This is a genomic window from Hahella sp. HNIBRBA332 (genome assembly GCF_030719035.1).
In the GTDB taxonomy this organism is placed as follows: domain Bacteria; phylum Pseudomonadota; class Gammaproteobacteria; order Pseudomonadales; family Oleiphilaceae; genus Hahella.
This window is the reverse complement of sequence record NZ_CP132203.1, coordinates 1,160,439-1,180,541: the sequence shown is the minus strand read 5'-3', so window position 1 is coordinate 1,180,541 and position 20,103 is coordinate 1,160,439. Positions and strand designations below refer to the sequence as shown.

At 53.6% G+C, this 20,103-nt stretch carries 19 protein-coding genes; 15 read left to right on the top strand and 4 right to left on the bottom strand.

Annotation, left to right across the window (positions count from 1 at the left end; translation table 11 throughout):
* The first annotated feature begins 29 nt into the window (after positions 1-29).
* From O5O45_RS05515 to infA, 7 genes are all read left to right on the top strand, one after another.
* A complete protein-coding gene (locus tag O5O45_RS05515) occupies positions 30-1,064 on the top strand; it encodes an agmatine deiminase family protein (protein ID WP_305904251.1) in 1,035 nt (344 codons plus the stop codon).
* Complete coding sequence (locus tag O5O45_RS05510; RefSeq protein ID WP_305904250.1) at positions 1,064-1,966, top strand: carbon-nitrogen hydrolase; 903 nt, start codon at positions 1,064-1,066, stop codon at positions 1,964-1,966. The genes O5O45_RS05515 and O5O45_RS05510 overlap by 1 nt, the downstream gene beginning before the upstream one ends.
* Before the next feature lie 132 nt (positions 1,967-2,098).
* On the top strand, positions 2,099-3,007 hold the full coding sequence (locus tag O5O45_RS05505; RefSeq protein WP_305904249.1) for an AAA family ATPase: 909 nt from the start codon (positions 2,099-2,101) through the stop codon (positions 3,005-3,007).
* Between the two features lie 183 nt (positions 3,008-3,190).
* On the top strand, positions 3,191-4,141 hold the full coding sequence (gene trxB / locus O5O45_RS05500) for a thioredoxin-disulfide reductase (protein WP_305904248.1): 951 nt from the start codon (positions 3,191-3,193) through the stop codon (positions 4,139-4,141).
* A gap of 105 nt (positions 4,142-4,246) precedes the next feature.
* On the top strand, positions 4,247-4,951 hold the full coding sequence (gene aat, locus O5O45_RS05495; RefSeq protein WP_305904247.1) for a leucyl/phenylalanyl-tRNA--protein transferase: 705 nt from the start codon (positions 4,247-4,249) through the stop codon (positions 4,949-4,951).
* A gap of 2 nt (positions 4,952-4,953) precedes the next feature.
* Positions 4,954-5,658 (top strand): arginyltransferase, encoded by a 705-nt coding sequence (locus O5O45_RS05490; protein ID WP_305904246.1) that lies wholly within the window; start codon positions 4,954-4,956, stop codon positions 5,656-5,658.
* A 210-nt stretch (positions 5,659-5,868) separates the two neighbouring features.
* Positions 5,869-6,087: a translation initiation factor IF-1 gene (infA, locus tag O5O45_RS05485; protein WP_011396232.1), complete on the top strand. Its 219-nt coding sequence runs from the start codon at positions 5,869-5,871 to the stop codon at positions 6,085-6,087.
* A 158-nt stretch (positions 6,088-6,245) separates the two neighbouring features.
* On the opposite strand, the gene clpA is transcribed toward infA, so the two are convergent.
* Both clpA and clpS read right to left on the bottom strand, forming a co-directional pair.
* The gene (gene clpA, locus O5O45_RS05480; protein WP_305904245.1) at positions 6,246-8,525 is read right to left on the bottom strand and encodes an ATP-dependent Clp protease ATP-binding subunit ClpA; all 2,280 of its coding nucleotides are present in this window, start codon (positions 8,523-8,525) and stop codon (positions 6,246-6,248) included.
* An 18-nt stretch (positions 8,526-8,543) separates the two neighbouring features.
* Complete coding sequence (gene clpS, locus O5O45_RS05475) at positions 8,544-8,924, bottom strand: ATP-dependent Clp protease adapter ClpS (RefSeq protein WP_011396230.1); 381 nt, start codon at positions 8,922-8,924, stop codon at positions 8,544-8,546.
* Between the two features lie 361 nt (positions 8,925-9,285).
* Between clpS and O5O45_RS05470 the strand changes: the two genes are divergently transcribed.
* Complete coding sequence (locus tag O5O45_RS05470) at positions 9,286-9,636, top strand: cold-shock protein (RefSeq protein ID WP_305904244.1); 351 nt, start codon at positions 9,286-9,288, stop codon at positions 9,634-9,636.
* Between the two features lie 208 nt (positions 9,637-9,844).
* Here the strand turns inward: O5O45_RS05470 and icd are convergent, their stop codons facing one another.
* Complete coding sequence (gene icd, locus O5O45_RS05465; RefSeq protein ID WP_305904243.1) at positions 9,845-11,104, bottom strand: NADP-dependent isocitrate dehydrogenase; 1,260 nt, start codon at positions 11,102-11,104, stop codon at positions 9,845-9,847.
* Between the two features lie 165 nt (positions 11,105-11,269).
* Here icd and O5O45_RS05460 point away from each other — a divergent pair, with 165 nt between their 5' ends.
* The 7 genes from O5O45_RS05460 to O5O45_RS05430 all read left to right on the top strand — a co-directional run bounded on the left by O5O45_RS05460 (position 11,270) and on the right by O5O45_RS05430 (position 17,829).
* Positions 11,270-11,878 (top strand): pseudouridine synthase, encoded by a 609-nt coding sequence (locus tag O5O45_RS05460; protein ID WP_305904242.1) that lies wholly within the window; start codon positions 11,270-11,272, stop codon positions 11,876-11,878.
* Positions 11,879-11,901: 23 nt separating this feature from the next.
* Entirely contained in the window at positions 11,902-12,348 is a 447-nt protein-coding gene (locus O5O45_RS05455) for an NUDIX hydrolase (RefSeq protein WP_305904241.1), read from the top strand.
* 132 nt (positions 12,349-12,480) lie between these two features.
* Positions 12,481-13,575: a tRNA 2-thiouridine(34) synthase MnmA gene (gene mnmA / locus O5O45_RS05450; RefSeq protein WP_305904240.1), complete on the top strand. Its 1,095-nt coding sequence runs from the start codon at positions 12,481-12,483 to the stop codon at positions 13,573-13,575.
* A 13-nt stretch (positions 13,576-13,588) separates the two neighbouring features.
* A complete protein-coding gene (gene hflD / locus O5O45_RS05445) occupies positions 13,589-14,206 on the top strand; it encodes a high frequency lysogenization protein HflD (RefSeq protein ID WP_305904239.1) in 618 nt (205 codons plus the stop codon).
* A 60-nt stretch (positions 14,207-14,266) separates the two neighbouring features.
* A complete protein-coding gene (gene purB, locus O5O45_RS05440) occupies positions 14,267-15,661 on the top strand; it encodes an adenylosuccinate lyase (RefSeq protein ID WP_305904238.1) in 1,395 nt (464 codons plus the stop codon).
* Between the two features lie 7 nt (positions 15,662-15,668).
* The gene (locus tag O5O45_RS05435; RefSeq protein ID WP_305904237.1) at positions 15,669-16,886 is read left to right on the top strand and encodes a cupin domain-containing protein; all 1,218 of its coding nucleotides are present in this window, start codon (positions 15,669-15,671) and stop codon (positions 16,884-16,886) included.
* Positions 16,873-17,829 (top strand): GNAT family N-acetyltransferase, encoded by a 957-nt coding sequence (locus O5O45_RS05430; RefSeq protein WP_305904236.1) that lies wholly within the window; start codon positions 16,873-16,875, stop codon positions 17,827-17,829. The genes O5O45_RS05435 and O5O45_RS05430 overlap by 14 nt, the downstream gene beginning before the upstream one ends.
* 33 nt (positions 17,830-17,862) lie before the next feature.
* On the opposite strand, the gene O5O45_RS05425 is transcribed toward O5O45_RS05430, so the two are convergent.
* Positions 17,863-20,064, bottom strand: a complete 2,202-nt coding sequence (locus O5O45_RS05425) for a CHASE2 domain-containing protein (protein ID WP_305904235.1) — start codon at positions 20,062-20,064, stop codon at positions 17,863-17,865.
* Between the last annotated feature and the right edge of the window lie 39 nt (positions 20,065-20,103).

Sequence of the window (20,103 nt, the reverse complement as noted above, 5' to 3'; positions counted from 1 at the left end):
CCCTTAAACTGTTTACGATGGATTAACCAGTGAGCACTATTGTCCTGCCTCCTGAATGGGCGCCGCAGTGCGCCGTTCTGCTGACTTGGCCTCATGAGCAAACCGACTGGGCTGACCGCCTGGAAGAGGTTGACAGAACTTTTTTGGATATCGCCATAGCGGTATGCAAATACCAGAATCTGGTCATCAACTGTCAATCATTTCCGCGTCTGGAGGCGATCGCCGACGCATTGCACGAAAACGGCGTACCCCCTGAAAAAGTGGCGTTGTTCTGCGCCCCGTCGAACGACACCTGGAGCAGAGACCACGGGCCAATCACCATTTATGACAATGACGAGCCAGTGCTGCTGGATTTTCACTTTAACGCCTGGGGCGGGAAGTTTGACTACGAAAAAGACGACCAGATAACCGCTACGCTTTACGAGCTGGGCGCGTTCGACGGCGCCGCCTTACGCCATATTCCTTATATTCTGGAAGGCGGATCTATTGAAACAGATGGCCGTGGAACTTTGTTAACCACTTCCGCTTGTCTGTTGACCCCAACGCGCAACCCGGACGCCACCAAAGAAAAAGTGGAAGCCGTTATGGCGGAGCATCTGGGCATCAAGCGCACTCTGTGGCTGGATCACGGCTATTTGGCTGGGGACGACACCGACAGCCATATTGATACGCTCGCCCGCTTCTGCGATGAACGCACTATTTGCTACGTACAGTGCCAGGATCCAGAAGATGAGCATTACGCAGAATTGTCGGCGATGGAAAAACAATTGCAGGCATTCGTCGATGCGGACGGCGCGCCTTACAAGCTGGTTCCACTCCCTATGGCCCGCGCCTGCTATGACGACGACGGGCATCGCCTACCTGCGACATACGCCAACTTCCTGATCATTAACGAGGCGGTCCTGGTTCCTGTCTACGACCTTCCTGAGGACGAGGCGGCATTGAACGCTATCCAATCATGCTTCCCTGACCGCACTATAGAAGCCATTGACTGTCGCAGTCTGATTGAACAGCATGGAAGTCTCCACTGTGTCACCATGCAATTACCAGAGGGGGTGATCTGATGAAAAAAACCACCTTACAGGTGGCGGCCCTCCAGCAGCAAAGCTTTCCTGAGAAAGAAAAAAGTCTTGCCCTGACAGCGGAGCTTATCGCTCAGGCTGCGGCGCAAGGCGCCGAATTGATTGTGTTGCAGGAGCTGCACGCCACCCTGTACTTCTGCCAAACAGAAGATGTTGACGTATTCAATTTGGCGGAGCCGATCCCCGGTCCGACCACCGAGTTTCTGTCCGAGTGCGCGCGCAAGCACAATGTAGTGATCGTTGGCTCTTTATTCGAGAAACGAGCCCCAGGCCTCTACCACAATACAGCAGTCGTATTGGAGAAAGACGGATCATTGGTCGGCAAATACCGCAAAATGCATATTCCCGACGACCCAGGTTTTTATGAGAAGTTTTACTTCACCCCTGGCGATGCCGACGCTGAAGCAGGCTTCAAGCCGATCCAGACCTCCGTCGGCAAACTGGGCGTACTGGTGTGCTGGGATCAGTGGTATCCAGAAGCGGCGAGATTGATGGCGCTGGCTGGCGCAGACATGCTGATCTATCCAACCGCCATCGGTTGGGACGTGCGTGACGATCAAGCCGAACACAAACGCCAACTGGACGCCTGGATCACCATTCAGCGCGCACATGCCGTCGCCAACGGGTTGCCGGTAATCGTCGCGAACAGGGTCGGTCAAGAGCCCGACCCTTCACAACAGTCTCCCGGCAGCCTGTTTTGGGGCAATAGTTTTATCGCCGGTCAGCAGGGCGAGATCCTGCGTCAGGCCGACGACTCCAGCGTGCAGATTATCGCTGCTGAGCTTGACCTGCAGCGCACGGACGATGTCCGTCGTATCTGGCCTTATCTGCGCGACCGCAGAGTGGACGCCTACCAGAACCTGACTCGTCGCTATATCGACTAGTTAGAGTCAGAAGCGGACTTTATGTCCGCTTCTTTATTTAGCGCCCAAATTATCCTGGCGCGACTATAATTTTCAAACAGTCAGCGCGGCGCGCAGCCAACTGATGACCGTTAACCACTGATTGGACGAACCATGACAGAAATCGTCAGGCAGGCCGTCGCACAGATTGGCAAAGTAGTTTTAGGCAAAGAGCATCAGATCAAGCTCGCACTCACCTCCCTCCTCTGTCAAGGGCACCTGCTGATAGAAGACCTGCCCGGCATGGGCAAAACCACTCTTTCCCACGCCATGGCGCAAACACTGGGCCTGAGTTACAACCGGGTGCAGTTCACCAGCGATCTGCTGCCTTCAGACCTGATAGGGATTAACCTTTTCGATAAAAACAAAAGCGAGTTCACTTTTCACAAAGGCCCTCTGTTCGCACAGCTGGTGCTGGCCGACGAAATCAACCGCGCCACGCCAAAGGCTCAGAGCGCCTTGTTGGAAGCCATGGAAGAACGCCAGATCAGCGTTGAAGGAACCACTTACACGCTTCCGAAGCCGTTCTTCGTCATTGCGACTCAGAATCCATCCGACCAGTCCGGCACCTTTTTGCTGCCGGAGTCGCAAATGGACCGTTTTTTCATGCGCATTCATCTCGGCTACCCACCGCCGGAAGCCGAACGCGAACTGCTGAAAGGCAGTGATCGCCGCTCGCTATTAAGCAAGTTGCAGCCAGTTATGCCGCAGGATGTGTTGGCGGAGCTCCAGGCGAAAGTATTAGAGGTGCGTGCTACTGACCCTCTAATCGACTACATACAGCGCATCATCGCCTACACTCGCAGCCATAGCGGCTTTAAAGACGGCATCTCGCCTCGTGGAGCCATCGCACTACTGCGCGCCGCCAAAGGCTGGGCATTACTGGAGGGACGCCAGCACGTGCTTCCTGACGATGTTCAGACCGTCCTGCCAGCCGTCGTCGAACATCGACTCGGAGGCTCAAGCCGTGCGGAGCACTATCCGTTATCGACGCTAATTCTGAGAGAGGTGACGGTGGTCTAAATACCGCACCGCCTATAATTACGTAGCTCTATATGCCCCATAACCAAATATAATCAATCCAGCTAAATAAATATGGTACTTTAGGCGCATTATTTTTGATGCCTTCCAGCCACAGGGATCATTGGATACAGCGGCAAGGGGTCCGTACCAGGCATTGTTTTATTTCAGCATTAAGGAACGTCAATGAGTAAAGAAACCAGGCACATCAAACTGCTTATTCTCGGCTCCGGCCCCGCCGGCTACACCGCTGCGGTTTACGCAGCCCGCGCCAACCTGAACCCGGTCATCATTACCGGCATGCAAATGGGCGGACAATTGACCACCACCACGGATGTCGACAACTGGCCGGGCGACGATGCTGGCGTACAAGGCCCTGAGCTGATGCAGCGCATGCAGAAGCATGCGGAGCGCTTTGACACCGAAATCATTTTTGACCATATCAACGAAACCGACCTGAGCCAACGCCCCTTCCGCCTGAAAGGCGACAACGGCGAATACACCTGTGATGCGCTGATCATCGCCACAGGCGCTTCTGCGCAGTACCTTGGCCTGGACTCAGAGGAAGCATTCAAAGGCAAAGGCGTTAGCGCCTGCGCAACCTGCGATGGATTCTTTTACCGCAAGCAGAAAGTCGCCGTTATCGGCGGCGGCAACACCGCAGTCGAGGAAGCGCTTTATTTGTCTAACATTGCCGCAGAAGTCACTCTGGTGCACCGCCGCGACAAGCTGCGGGCGGAAAAAATCCTGCAGGACAAGCTGTTCGAAAAAGAGCAGAACGGCAACATCAAGATTGTTTGGGACCATACGCTGGATGAGGTCTTGGGCGACGACTCTGGCGTAACCGGCCTGCGCCTGCGCAGCACCAAGGACGACAGCACTCAGGAGATGGATGTAACCGGCGTATTCATCGCCATTGGCCACAAGCCCAACACCGACATTTTCGCAGGCCAGCTGGACATGAAAGACGGTTACATCAAAATTCGCTCCGGCTCTGAAGGCGCCGCAACTCAAACCAGCGTTCCTGGCGTATTCGCCGCAGGCGACGTTGCTGATCACATCTACCGCCAGGCGGTAACTTCAGCGGGCTTTGGCTGTATGGCGGCTCTTGACGCCGAGAAGTTCCTGGACCAATAATCCCACCGGGAATGCGCCAAAACGCCCATTAATCCTAATGGGCGTTTTTGTTTGCGCCTTCTTCGATATTGTGTATTAAAACAAGCCCAGCAAGATTCATTTTCTATGCCCGCCCTACCCTGGTTAGATGACAACCTATGGTTTCCTCATCCTGACAGCGCCTTGAAGGATCCAAACGGCCTGCTGTGCGTTGGCGGCGATCTCCATCCCGCCCGCTTACGTCTGGCGTATGAAAACGGCATTTTTCCCTGGTTCAGCGACGACCAGCCGATACTTTGGTGGTCTCCCGATCCACGCTGCATCATTCGACACGATGACCTGCATATATCCCGCAGCATGCGCCGCTTTCTGCGTAACAGCGGAATTACCTATAGTTTCGACCAGCATTTCAGTCAGGTAGTACAAGCTTGCGCCGCGCCCCGGTCGTACTCAGACGAAACCTGGATCACCCCGGACATGCTTCAGGCGTATAGCTATCTCCATCAAATTGGCCTCGCTCACAGCATTGAAGTCTGGCGGGACTCCGAACTGGTCGGCGGACTATATGGCCTCGCCATCGGACGCTGCTTTTTTGGCGAGTCTATGTTCTCCAAAGAAACCAACGCCTCCAAAGCCGCATTCATCACTCTGGTCCGGCAATTACACGCTTGGGGCTACCAGTTGATTGACTGTCAGGTGCCCAATCCACACCTTCTCTCTTTGGGGGCTTGCCAGATTTCAAGAAAAGAGTTTTTATCTATACTAGAAATAGAGGTGCGAGCCGATTTCTCTCACCCCTGGAAGATGACGATAGACCCCACAGGCTGCTGACGATGTCGAACTTAAGGACTCTGGTTTTTTACGCCACGCCGGAACACCCGTGCAGTTACCTTGACGATCGCCTGGCCACCACCATGTTCGTGGACCCTAAAGCGGACATTAACCAGGACCTGTACACCAGACTGTCGCAACTGGGCTTTCGTCGCAGCGGTAACCATTACTACAAGCCTCGCTGCAATGGGTGCAACGCCTGCATCGCCGTGCGCATTCCCACAGAAGAGTTCAATCGCACACGAAGCCAGGAGCGCACCTGGAAGCGCAACTCAGACCTGACGGTGCGTCTGCGTTCCGCTCAGTTCGAACAAGAGCACTTTGCACTCTATCAACGCTACATCAGCGCCCGACACCAGGACGGAGATATGTACCCCCCCACGCTGGACCAATATGAGTCGTTCTTGCTGGAGGCGCGGTCAGAAACCTTGTTTATCGAGTTCCGTTTGGATAACAAACTGCTCGCCATCGCTGTGACAGACAGAACCACAGACGGCCTCTCCGCAATCTATACGTTCTTTGAACCAGACGAAGATAAACGCGCCCTTGGCGTCTACGCTATCTTGTGGCAACTCCAATTCGCCCGCGAACAACGCCTCCCCTATTTATATCTGGGATACTGGATACGAGGCTGCCGAAAAATGTCCTACAAAACCAACTACCGCCCTATTCAAGTGTTAGTCAGAGATTCCTGGATTACGATTTAACGCCTAACATTCATACATTTCTTGGTTACATAACACACTTATCTGCGCGTCAACCCGAAAATTTTGCGAAATAGGGGCGGTTTATCCAGATAATAAAGAATTGGCTTTTGCACTTTGGTTATAATTAAGGCAAAATTCGCTCTCTTAAAAAAGCGCTTACTATTTTTTAACTTTTTGCGCTTAACACGAATTTCATGAGGACAAAGCTGAATGGCGAAAGAAGGTAATATTGAAATGGAAGGGACCATCATTGACACCCTTCCCAATACAATGTTCAGGGTTCAACTCGAAAATGGTCATGTCGTTACTGCCCATATCTCTGGAAAAATGCGTAAAAACTACATCCGCATCCTGACCGGAGACAAAGTCAAAGTAGAAATGACCCCCTACGACCTGAGCAAAGGTCGCATCGTATACCGCGCCCGCTAATACCTCACATAAATTTTCCCATAACGCCGCCAGGATTTTTTGCTACATGTTCTGTAGATGGGAAAATTTATAAATCACCGGTGACTATCTGGCGATTTAATCAGGCGAAATAAAAAAGGGGCTTATCGCCCCTTTTTTAATTTTTAACGCTCTTTTGATTACGGCGTAGATTCATCCAATAACTCACGCTCCGGCACATATTTGAAGTCCAGTTTGTCGTCTTTCACGCTGACAAACACAGTGCCGCCACACTCCGCCAAATCTCCAAACAGGATCTGTTCGGCAAGAGGTTTCTTGATACACTCCTGAATAAGCCGAGCCATCGGTCTCGCCCCCATCTTCTCGTCATATCCATGCACCGCCAGCCACGCTTTGGCTTCAGTGTCGAATTCAAGAAGGATGCGCTTGTCGTCCAGTTGCGCCTGCATTTCGGTCAGGAACTTGTCCACCACATGAGTGATAGTTGTGGCGTCCAATGGACCAAACTGAATGATTCCGTCAAGGCGGTTTCTAAATTCAGGCGTAAAGGTTTTAGTAATAATCTCCATGCCGTCAGTACTGTGATCCTGAGACCGGAAGCCAATGGAGCGACGACTCATTTCTTCCGCGCCAGCATTGGTGGTCATTACCAGAATAACATGACGAAAATCCGCTTTGCGGCCGTTGTTGTCTGTCAAGGTGCCATGGTCCATCACCTGCAGAAGCAAGTTAAAGACTTCCGGATGCGCCTTCTCTATCTCGTCCAGCAACAACACGCAGTGAGGATTCTTATTGACCGCTTCGGTCAACAACCCTCCCTGATCAAACCCAACATAGCCGGGAGGCGCGCCAATCAGGCGGGAAACGGTATGCCTTTCCATGTACTCAGACATATCGAAACGCACCAGCTCCACACCCAGGATCTTAGCCAACTGACGAGTCACCTCCGTCTTACCAACCCCAGTGGGACCAGCAAACAGGAATGAGCCTTCAGGTTTACCTTCTGACTTAAGCCCCGCTCTGGAAAGCTTGATGGCAGTTACCAACGCTTCTATTGCGGGATCCTGACCAAACACCACCATTTTCAGGTTACGCTGCAGATTACGCAGCTTATCTTTGTCTGAAGATGAAACAGTTTTCGGCGGTATTCTGGCGATTGACGCCACGACGCTCTCAACGATATGGATATCAATGATCTTGGCGCGATCCGCCTCAGGCTTCAGCCTTTGACTTGCGCCTGCCTCATCAATAACGTCAATCGCCTTATCCGGCATATGACGATCATTAATATAACGATCCGCCAGATCCGCTGCAGAACGAAGCGCCGCATCGGTGTATTCGACCTCATGATGCTTCTCGAACTGCCTTTTAAGGCCCTTCAGAATCAGATAAGTATCGTTGACGGAAGGCTCAACCACATCAATCTTCTGGAAACGACGCGCCAAAGCGCTGTCTTTCTCAAATATGCCACGGAATTCAGTGAAGGTCGTTGAACCAATACAGCGGATTTCGCCCGAACTCAACAACGGCTTCAATAGATTTGACGCATCCATGACGCCGCCGGAAGCCGAGCCCGCACCGATAATAGTGTGAATCTCGTCAATGAACAAAATGGACTTGGCTTGACGCTTAAGCTCTTTCAGTAAGGCTTTAAAGCGTTTTTCGAAATCGCCGCGGTACTTGGTGCCCGCCAGCAGCGCGCCAAGGTCCAGAGAATAAACCACGGCGTCTTTGATGATGTCCGGCACATTGCCTTCAACAATCTGTTTCGCCAAACCTTCAGCGATGGCGGTTTTACCAACGCCGGCCTCACCCACTAATAGCGGATTGTTTTTGCGCCGGCGCGAAAGAATCTGCATGACTCTTTCCAGCTCTTTGTCACGACCGATTAAAGGATCAATCCGCCCCAGTCTGGCCTGCTCATTCAGATTGGTTGCGTACGATTCCAAAGGTTTTGAACCGCCGCCCTCTTCCAAGCCTTCCTCCTGGTGTTCGTGTTCCTCATCCTGTTCACGGTCGCCGGAAACTTTGGAAATGCCATGACTGATATAGTTAACCACGTCAATACGAGCGACGTTCTGTTTCTTCAGCACGTACACCGCCTGACTTTCCTGCTCGCTAAAAATAGCGACCAGAACATTAGCGCCAGTCACTTCTTTTTTGCCAGAGGACTGGACATGAAATACGGCTCTTTGCAGCACCCGTTGAAAACCAAGAGTCGGCTGAGTTTCCCGCTCTGGATCATTGTTCGGAATCAACGGCGTAGTCGAATCAACAAACTCCGAAAGCTCGTTACGCAGCTGACCCAGATCCGCGCCGCATGCTGTTAACACTTTCAGCGCAGAATCATTGTCGAGCAGGGCAAGCAAAAGGTGCTCGACCGTCATGAATTCATGACGTTTCTCGCGCGCGCTTTTGAAAGCTGCATTAAGAGTTAATTCGAGGTCTTTACTTAGCATTTGGCACCTCAGGAATGACTAATCCGCTCTTTCTATCTCACATAGCAGAGGGTGTTCACACTCGGACGAGTACTGGTTTACCTGAGCCGCCTTCGACTCAGCGATATCCCTGGTGAACACTCCACATACTGCACGCCCTTGGGTATGCACCGCCAGCATAACTTGCGTAGCCTTAGGTTCCGACATGTTGAAAAACCTTATCAACACCTCAACAACGAAGTCCATCGGTGTATAGTCGTCATTCAGCATCACAACCTGATACATCGAAGGCCGCTTCAACGCCGGTTTTTCAGGCGCCAGCGCTAAGCTTCCCGGATGGTCCCCATCTTGGTTTCCTTCATCCTCCAGGCCATCGTTGTCCTGATTTAATATTAGTAGACTATTTTCAACTTTACCCATAGCCGGATTGAATAATTTAGTTAAATTTTTGCAGTAGTACGTAACTTTCCGGCAACCAGCTCTGAGCTCTTTTTTGCAACACAATAACTGCCCGCCAACTACACTATACGCCAATTATAAAAGTGGAGTCGCCCCATCCAAACTTCAATGGGCCCAGCCTTTTGGCCGGTTACTTTCAATATGCGCTGCTTTATAATACTATCTGCATTGGTAGCAAACTAGGCCGAGATACTCGAATTGTTGTACTGCTGCTACCGGTGCTTCAGTAGTAAAGCGAAAGTAGTAAAATTAGAGTGGACTGGCCAATAGACAAAAATAACTAGGGTAAAAGCCCATCTCTATGGAGACAAGGGAGTCGATCATGCCTCAAGGTAAAGTAAAATGGTTCAATAATGCCAAGGGCTACGGCTTTATCATCGCTGATGAAGGAAACGGCGATCTCTGCAAAGAAGATCTGTTCGTCCACTTCTCGTCAATCCAAATGGAAGGATACAAGACGCTGAAAGCGGGACAAGCTGTTAATTTTGACGCACAGCCCAGCGGCAAAGGATTCCACGCGGTCAATATTGTTCCGCTAGAATCCGAACCAGAAAAATCCTCGATAGATCCTGAAACGGAAACTGCGGAAGGCCCTGAAAGCGCCGCAAAAGCCGAATCAGTCGAGAATAAATCAAAAGAGAATTCAAGGACGCCAATGGCCGCAAGCGCCTAGCTTAGCACCATCCGGATACTTGTAATTCCAAACATGCTCCGGCTTGTACGGGGCGTGTTTTGCCCTGCTTGCGACATCAATCGGCCAAATCACCGCCTTTGCGCCATCATCTTTTATGTACGTCACACCATGGCGATAAACATAAACGAGACGGCGAAAAAAAGCCCCGCTACCTGCGGGGCTTTTAGTTTCCGCTGCACGCAGAATCCTACTTCATGTGTCTGATAACCGCATCGCCAAACTCCGAGGTTTTCAGCAATGTCGCGTCCGGCATCAAGCGCTCAAAGTCGTATGTCACCGTTTTTGCCTCGATAGCGCCCGCCATACCATTCAAAATCAGGTCCGCCGCCTCTTCCCATCCCATATGGCGCAGCATCATCTCTGCGGATAGGATTAACGACCCCGGATTCACCTTGTCCTGGCCAGCGTACTTGGGAGCCGTACCGTGCGTCGCTTCAAACAACGCCACACTGCCGCCGATGTTCGCGCCTGGCGCTATGCCTATCCCACCAACTTCCGCCGCCAAGGCGTCGGAAATATAGTCTCCGTTCAAGTTCAGAGTCGCAATGACGCTGTAATCTTCCGGCCGCATCAAGATTTGCTGCAGGAATGCATCGGCGATCACGTCCTTAATCACGATCTGGCGTCCGGTTTTAGGGTTTTTGAACGCATGCCATGGCCCGCCATCCAAAGGTTCCGCGCCGAAACGCTCCACCGCCAACTCATATCCCCAATCCTTAAACGCCCCTTCCGTGAATTTCATAATGTTGCCCTTGTGAACCAGAGTCACTGACGGCTTGTCATTATCAATCGCGTATTGAATCGCTTTTCTCACCAGGCGCTTAGTGCCTTCTTCCGACACAGGCTTGATGCCGATGCCGCAATTGTCAGGAAAACGGATCTTGGTGACGCCCATTTCTTCGCGCAGAAAACGAATGATTTTTTGCGCTTCAGGGCTGTTCGCCTTCCACTCAATCCCGGCGTAGATATCCTCTGAGTTCTCGCGAAAGATCACCATATCGGTCTTCTGAGGCGCTACGACTGGACTCGGCACGCCCTTAAACCAGCGCACTGGACGCATGCAGACATAGAGATCAAGTTCCTGCCGTAATGCGACGTTCAGAGAGCGAATGCCTCCGCCGACAGGTGTGGTCAGTGGACCTTTGATACCAATAGAGAATTCCCGCAACGCCTCCAAGGTTTCCTCAGGCAGCCAGTCATTGGGTCCATACACCTTGGTCGCCTTCTCGCCTGAATAGATTTCCATCCAGGCGATGGCGCGTTTGGAGCCATAGGCTTTTTCAACGGCCGCATTGACAACTTTAATCATTGGAGGGGTAATGTCGACGCCAATCCCATCGCCTTCGATGAAAGGTATAATTGGATGATTGGGGACATTCATGGACAGGTCCGCGTTTACTGTGATTTTGTCACCGTCAGCAGGAACTCTGATCTTTTGGTATCCCATTCTCTACTCCGTAGGTTTAAGGTTTGTGTTATTCCATAATATCGAACAGAAAGAGGCTTCCGCCGAACGGCGTGAAGCGGGCGCACTTTGTAGTTTTATTACCGCGCCCATAGTATAGCACTACTAAAACCGTAATTTTATTACAGAAATTGGTAACCCCAAGCAATGGCTACTTTAGTCGTATTCAATAAACCCATGAACGTCCTGACCCAATTTAACGACTCCCAAGGACGCGCCACCCTATCCAACTACATCGACAAGCCCGGCGTGTACGCCGCAGGCAGGCTGGATTACGACTCCGAGGGATTACTACTGCTGACGGATGACGGCGCGATTCAAGCGCGCATCAGCCAACCGAAATTTAAACTCCCGAAAACTTACTGGGTGCAAGTTGAGGGAGTTATTGGCGAACCCGCATTGCGTAGACTGGAGAAAGGGGTGATGCTCAATGACGGCCCAACCCGTCCCGCTCACGCCAGCATCATCAGCCCGCCCGAAGTCTGGGAGCGCGACCCACCTATCCGGCAGCGTAAAAATATCCCCACCAGCTGGATCGCCCTGACCCTCTTTGAAGGCAGAAACAGACAAGTGCGGCGCATGACGGCCGCCGTGGGGTTTCCAACCCTGCGTCTCATCCGATACAGTATCGGCCCCTGGAGCATTAATGGCTTACAACCTGGAGAATGGCGGGAAGAGCATGTGCATGCTCCGCAGAAAGCGCAAATGTCCAGTCGTAGAAATCCACAAAAAGTCGTTCGTTTCAAAAAACGCTGACTCGATCATTCGGAGCATTTGTTATGGTATGGCGTCCCAGAGCCGTCGTGGCTGCGGTCATTCCCCAAGACGATAAATTTCTGTTCGTAGAGGAAGAGATTGACGGACGCGCCGTGCTGAATCAGCCCGCTGGCCATATCGAAAGAGGCGAAAGCATATTTGACGCAGTTCTACGTGAGACGCTGGAAGAGACCGGCTGGGAAGTGGAACTGGAAAATTTTGTTGGGATATATGTCCTGAATACACCCGATCCCGAGACGGTGTACCATCGCTACTGCTTCAGCGCTCGCCCCTTACGTCAAAGTGGACGCTCACTGGACCCGGACATCACCGCCACTCACTGGCTGTCACCTGCGCAACTCATCAATGGCGATATCCCTTTGCGCAGCGATCTGGTCAGGCTTTGTCTGGAAGATTATCTTGCAGGACGTCGCCTCCCCCTGGACACAATTCGCCATCACAAAATCTAAGGCTCACGCCCCAAATCAGGCGGCAGTTAATGAAACTTTAGAAATCTTGCCGGCGGACGCCTATAATAGGGCGTTTTTTCACACTGAAGCCTTGGCGCCCCTTAGCCAATCCAAGCCCTGAAAGTTTAAGCCATGTCCACACATCGTAAACAACGCGTCATCGTTGGCATTTCCGGAGGAGTCGACTCTTCTGTATCCGCCTATCTCCTGAAAGCCCTTGGCTATGAAGTCGAAGGCCTGTTCATGAAAAACTGGGATGAGGATGACGGCACTGAATACTGCACCGCGCTTTCCGATCTGGAGGACGCGCAAAAAGTCTGCGACAAGCTGGGCATCAAGTTGCACACGGCAAGCTTTTCCGCTGAGTACTGGGACCGCGTTTTCGAACATTTTCTGGATGAATATCGCGCAGGACGCACGCCCAATCCGGATATTCTGTGCAACAAGGAAATCAAATTCAAAGCTTTCCTGGATTATGCCCAGGCCCTTGGCGGCAACCTGATCGCCACCGGTCATTACGCCCAGTTCTCCCGCTTTGGCGAGCACACTTATCTGATGAAAGGCGCGGATCCCAGCAAAGAGCAGAGCTACTTCCTGCACGCCGTCCCCGGTCAGGCGCTGGCGCGAACCTTATTCCCGGTTGGTGGTCTATTGAAGAAAGAAGTCCGTCGCATTGCCCGGGAGCAGGATTTGGTCACTCACGACAAAAAGGACAGCACCGGCATCTGCTTCATCGGCGAGCGTAAGTTTTCCGACTTCCTGAAAACCTACCTGCCCGCCCAGCCGGGTAAAATCGTGACGGACAAAGGCGAAGAGATCGGCCGTCACCAAGGCTTGATGTACCACACTATCGGTCAGCGCCAAGGCCTCGGCATTGGCGGCCTGAAAGGCTATAACGACGCGCCCTGGTACGTAGTGGAGAAAGATCTCGACAACAATGAACTGGTCGTCGCCCAGGGCGGCGATCATCCTCGACTGTTCAGCGCCGGCCTCACCGCCAGCAAGCTGGATTGGATTAACGGCCTTCCCGCCAAATCCTCCTTTTCCTGCTACGCCAAAACCCGTTATAGACAACCCGATCAGTTGTGTCGGGTGGATGTGCGGGACGGCGGCGTAAGGGTGACTTTCGATAAGCCCCAGCGGGCGGTCACCCCCGGCCAGTCAGTCGTATTTTATGATGGCGCGCGTTGCCTGGGTGGCGGCGTTATCGAATCCGTATTCAAATAGGAGTCTGTCGACATTGTCCTATAACCTTGAGAATCAAGTGATAGCGCTGGCGGGCGTTTTTCAGTCCGCCGCGTTGGTGGATCAGTTGGCCAAGCAAGGTACTGTCGCACCAACCAGCTATGAATGCAGTCTGAAGAGCCTGCTCAAGGTCGATGCGACCTCAACCCTGGATGTGTATGGCGATATTTATGGCGTGCAACTGGGCTTGAAAGAGTTGATCGCCGTACTGGAAAGAAAGCAGGACCGCAAAAAAGTGGATGTCGTGCGTTACGCCCTGACGCTCCTGTATCTGGAAGGTAAGGTCAACAAGCGCGGCGATATGCTGGACGTAATGAGTCAACGCATCGCGCAGATAAACACCCAGACTTTGCACTTCGACCCCACACACACCAATATCATCAGCGCTTTCGCCTCGCTATACAGCGACACCATCAGCACTTTCCCTCAGCGCATACAGGTGACTGGCGACCCCAGATTCCTGAGAGTGGATGAAAACGCGGATAAGATTCGCGCCCTGCTGCTGGCCGGCATTCGCGCCGCCGTATTATGGAGACAGGTTGGCGGACGCCGCTGGAAACTGTTCTTCATGCGCAAAAAGATTCTGCAGATCGCCAATGGTATGTTGCGCTGATCGCACGCCCCTTTAATGTTAGAATTCAACGTTTGTTCAACCGCTGCAAGAGATAGAAACATGATACTTAACGAGCTGACAGCACTCTCCCCCGTCGACGGCCGCTACGCCGGTAAGGTCGCCGATTTGCGGCCGATCTTCAGTGAGTTTGGTCTGATCAAAGCGCGGATTGAAGTGGAAATCAAATGGCTGTTGCAACTGGCCGCCAATCCCGGTATCCCAGAAGTTCCCGTTTTTGACGCAGCCACGGCAGCCTTCCTGACCGCCATTTATGAAAACCTGTCGCTGGAAGACGCCTCCCGGGTCAAGGAAATCGAGCGCACCACCAATCACGATGTGAAAGCGGTGGAGTATTTCATCAAAGAACAGTTCAAACGCGAAGGCGCGCCTAAAATCCTTACGGATATCAATGAGTTCGTCCACTTCGCCTGCACCTCGGAAGACATCAACAACCTGTCTTACTCCCTGATGCTGAAACGCGGCGTGCAAGACGTCGTGCTGCCAGTCATGCAGCAAGTCGTCGCCAGACTGGAAGAACTGGCCCTGAACTTCGCCGCACAGCCCATGCTGTCCCGCACGCACGGCCAAACAGCATCGCCCACGACAGTCGGCAAAGAGCTTGCCAATGTGGTCGCTCGTCTGAAAAGACAAATGGCGCAGATTCGCCAAGTCAAAATGCTGGGCAAAATCAACGGCGCGGTCGGCAACTACAACGCCCACTTGAGCGCCTATCCCGATGTCGACTGGGAAGCTCACGCGCAAGCTCTGATCAAAGAGCTGGGGCTGGAATGGAACCCGTACACCACCCAGATCGAACCCCACGATTTTATCGCCGAGGCCTTCGACGCAGTGTGCCGGTTCAATACCATCCTGATCGACCTGAACCGCGACGTATGGGGCTACATTTCTCTGGGTTACTTCAAGCAGAAAGCGGTGGCTGGCGAAGTCGGCTCTTCCACCATGCCCCACAAAGTTAACCCGATTGACTTCGAAAACTCCGAGGGCAACCTGGGCATCGCCAATGCGGTAATGGAGCACCTGAGCCGCAAGTTGCCGGTTTCCCGCTGGCAGCGCGACCTGACCGACTCCACTGTATTGCGCAACCTGGGCGTTGGCCTAGCGCAGTCCTTGATCGCTTACCACTCTACTCTGAAGGGCCTGGGCAAGCTGGAGCTTAACCCTATGCGCCTGGACGAAGACCTGAATCATAGCTGGGAAGTGTTGGCGGAACCGATTCAGACCGTCATGCGTCGCTATCGCATCGAAGGCGCCTACGAGAAGCTGAAAGAACTGACCCGCGGCAAAGCGATTACCCAAAAAGCGATGAAGCCGTTTATTGAGTCGCTGGAAATTCCTGAAGAAGCCAAGCAGCGTCTGCTTGAAATGACGCCGGCGACATACATCGGCAATGCTGCAGAGCAGGCTGCGCGCATCAAAGACTATAGCGGCGAGTAACGGCGATATGTTGACTCACCTGGGCGACATCAGCGTCGCCGACTTCCTGGCGCATTACTGGCAAAAAAAACCGCTGATTATTCGCGGCTTATTTCCCGGTTACGAATGCCCGTTGGACGAGAATGATCTGGCGGGGCTCGCCACAGAAGAAGAAGTCGAATCCCGTTTGGTCTATGAAGAACTGAACGGTCTACCATGGCAACTTGAGCATGGTCCGTTTTCCATAGAAAAGCTGGAGAATATGCCTCTTCAGGGCTGGACCCTTTTGGTGCAAGGATTAGACACCTGGGTTCCGGAAGTCGCAGACCTGCTCGACCGCTTCCGTTTCCTGCCCAACTGGCGCGTGGATGACGTCATGGCCAGCTTCGCGCCCCCTGGCGGCAGCGTGGGACCGCACTTTGACCATTATGACGTGTTCCTGATCCAGGCCACGGGGGCTCGCCGCTGGCGCATCGGCCCGCCCTGCGATCACCAGTCGCCTCGTGTAGACGGCACGCCATTACGCATTCTGCAGAATTTCGAGCAGACGGAAGAGTGGGTGCTGGAGCCAGGCGACGCGCTGTATTTGCCGCCCCGCTACGCTCACTACGGCATCGCGGAAACGTCCTGCATCACTCTTTCTGTGGGCTTTCGCTCCCCTACTTATGCGGAACTGATGTCCGCGCTGGCGGACGATTGGTTTGAGAATCCCGCGTTATCCACTCATCTGCATGACGCCACCGAAGCGCCATTGAACAATCCCGGCCTGATAAGCGACGACGTTTTTGCAGACATCAAATCCCGCTTACAGGCTCTGCTCGATGACGAAGCGGGTCTGCGTCGCAGCTTCGGTCGCTTTATCAGCGCTCCCAAGTTTGACGCTGCTGTGCCGCCGCTGGAAGCGGATATGCGTCTTTCGCCGGAAGATGCAGGCGAGTCGTTGCAGGACCAGGAAATCCAGTGGCGCTGGAATGAGGGTTCCCGCTACACCTACAGTCTGTATGAAGAGGCTGGCGCGCGCCGCGTCATGTTTGCCGTCGACGGCGAGGCATATGACGCCGATGAGCGCTTTGCGCCGCTGGTGGAAATATTGTGCCGCAGCAACAACATAGACCGTGAGCGGCTGCTGCCGTGGAGCGCCGATAAGGACGCATTGAAGTTGTTGAGTTCCTTGTTAAATAGAGGCAGTCTGGTGTTAGAAGGCTTCGATGATGACGAGGAACATTGGGACGATGACGACGCTTAAATACACCCGCATTACGACTTGGTTGGAAAATGAGAGCGAGTTACGCGCGATCCGCCAACAGGTGTTTGTGGAAGAGCAAGGCGTTCCCCCGCAACTGGAGTGGGACGACAAGGACGAAAACGCCGTACACTTCCTGGTGAAAGACGTGGAGGACCGCAATCTGGCGGTCGCCCGTCTGGTGCGTCTATCGCCGGGAAAGGCGAAGTTCGGTCGTCTGGCGGTCCTGCCGGAGTTTCGCCGCCAAGGCATCGCCAGAAGTCTGCTCAAGTTCGTTATCGGCTACGCCCGCTCCGAAGGATTCAATCATCTGACGCTCAGCGCTAACATCGACGCCACGTCCCTCTATGCTAACGAAGGTTTTCAGGCTTTAGGCTCTCCCCATGAAGAAGCCGGCTCGCTGCATCAGCGCATGGAGCTGACGTTGGGAACCGCCAAAGTCGAAGCCGCCAATGCGCTGGGACAAGACGAGCGGGTTTACCGCACTCACTCCGAGCCCGACTATCTGGAGCACCTGAAATCGCTTACCTCCCAGGCGAAACAAAGCGCCTTAATATTGACCTGGGATCTGGAAAAAAATGTACTGGACAATCCCGACGTGCTGGATGCATTGAGTCGTCTCGCCCGGGGCGGTCGCGCTACGCAGATTAAAATCCTCCTGGGCGCGCCGAAAACTCCGGTGGCGCAGAGCAACCAACTGCTCGCCCTCGCCCGCCGGCTCACCTCCAACATTGAAATCAAAATGCTCAACCCGGAGCTGAGTTTTCCCGAACAGGTTTATGTGCTGATCGACGATGATGGCGTCTTGCTGCGCCACCATTATGAAAAATGGGAAGGCTTTTGTTGCTATCAGGACCCCGGAACGGTGAAACGCCTGAAAGATGAGTTCATGCGCTTACTGCAGCACAGTCAGGTGTCGCAGGAATTGCGTCAGTTTTCCCTGTAGTCCGGCTCTCAGACTCAGTTATTCTGCACGCCGCTATTTGGATGTGTGGCGATAGACGCCATCCCAATCCTCCGGCAACGTTTGCTGTCGTAGCCCACTGATCCGTTCCCTGTATAAGCTGTACAAACGACACCCCGGCTCTTCGAGCTGCAGTTGCTGGAATATGGCGTCCGCCTGCTCCCATTGCCGCGCTCGGTAACACTCTATCGCCCTTTGGTAGCGGGTCAGGCGATTCAAGGTCACCGCGTCAAGCCGCCCCTTTTCACCCAGTGGTTCGTAGGCGTCCACCGGAATATCCTTACCTTTCACCTGAATGCGATCGCAGAAACGAAAGGCATAGCCATCAGCCCCCTTGACTGTCGTTTCTCCCACCAGCACATCGACGCCATAGAACTTGGTCAGCCCCTCCAGCCGGGAGCCCAGATTCACCGCGTCCCCCAACACGGTGTACGCCTTGCGATATTGCGACCCCATGTCGCCGACATTCATCAAGCCGGTATTGACGCCAACGCCGATTTGAATGGAGGGAAAACCTTTTGCCGTGAGCTCGGAAGACAAGCGCCGGGTGATCGCCTGCATCTCCATGGCGGTTTTGACCGCTTTTTCCGCATGCTCCGGATCGTCTACCGGCGCGCCCCAGAATGCCATGACCATATCGCCGACATACTTATCGATAGTACCGTCATTACGAAAAATAGACTCGGTGATTGGCGTAAAGTAAAGATTCAGAAGTTCTTTCAGTTGCGCGGCGGACAGTTGCTCGGAAATAGTGGTGAAGCTGCGGATATCGGAGAACAGCACCGTCAACTCCTTGCTTTCCCCCGCCATGGAGTACTGCTCGGGATTATCCAACATACGGTCGATATGGGCGGGCGGCACATATTGCGCAAACATGCCGCGAACGCGTCGCTCGACAGCGTATTCGTGAATGAATTCCGTCACCAGATACCAGCCAAAAACGCCCTGCGCCAGCAACAGCGTACTGATCATGGGAAAGTCCATGCGCCAGCGCGTCCATATCAGCGTGTTCAATGCCACCAATAAAAGGCTGATCATGATCGCCGCCAGCACCATGGTCAGAGGACGACGCCCAGGCAACACCCACACCAGCAACAGCAGCAAAGCCAACTGAAACACCAGCACCGCGCCCGGCTCCCATACCGGACGATATGGAAACCCTCCCCGCAACAGTCCCTGCGTCACCAGCGCCTGCACCTCCACGCCGGGGAAAACGGTAGCGAATGGCGTGCTGACCAGATCAGCGAGACCAATGGCGGACGTCCCCACAAACACGAGCTTGCCTTCCAACTCCTGCGGAGCCAAGCCGCCAGCTAATGCTATCCAGGCGGGAATATAGCGAAACTGTCCCCGCCCCTGCCGATAAGGAACCAATACCCGTCCAACGGCGTCAGTCTGCACCAGCGCATCAGTCAGACGCATACCGCTCGAGGCTTGCACCGCGCCCAGAGGAGCGAACTCCAACTCCACCTCATCCGCCAGCAAATAGGCCATCGCCGCCGCCAGCGCCAGGGAGGGATAAATGGAGCCGTCATGAGACATGAATAATGGCGTGCGTCGAATCACGCCATCCGCATCGGGAAAGGTGGTGACAAACCCGCTGCCTGCCGCCACATCCTGCAGTTCCAACAGCGGCGCGGCGTACCCTGAGGCATTCACCAGAACATTACCGGCAGGCGCCCGCGCCAATGGATCCGGCAATCTGCCGATTTGCATCGAGGTATCCAAATGCATGAAGAACCCCAGCACCGTGTCGATCTCCGACAGACGTTCCGCCAGTTGTTCATCCGGCCGCCAGGACATGGCGATGCGATTCAGCACCGTGCGTTCTTCGTCACTCAGATCCGGCCCGGCGGACGCCGCTACGGATTCAATGAAGTTATTGCTCTCGGACTCGGAGAACACCACATCAAACGCCACCACCGCCGCACCGGATTCCTGCAGCGACTCCACCAAAGCCGCCACCCGGGCGCGACTCCAGGGCCAACGTCCTTCGCGTTGAATGGACTCCTCGTCGATATCGACAATCACCACGTCCGTATACAACTCCGCCCTGGTGAAAAGCGCCGCCGTCTGCGCACGCCAGTCATAAAACACATAATCGAGACGATTCAGCAAAGAACGGTCACCCGACTGCGTGATCAACTGCCAGCCGATCATGGCCACAGCAATCAGCAGCGTGGGAAGATGTTTGAGGAACCCAGAAATCGTTCGCATGTGAACTTGTTGCAATTCATCAATTTATTGCGGACTCCG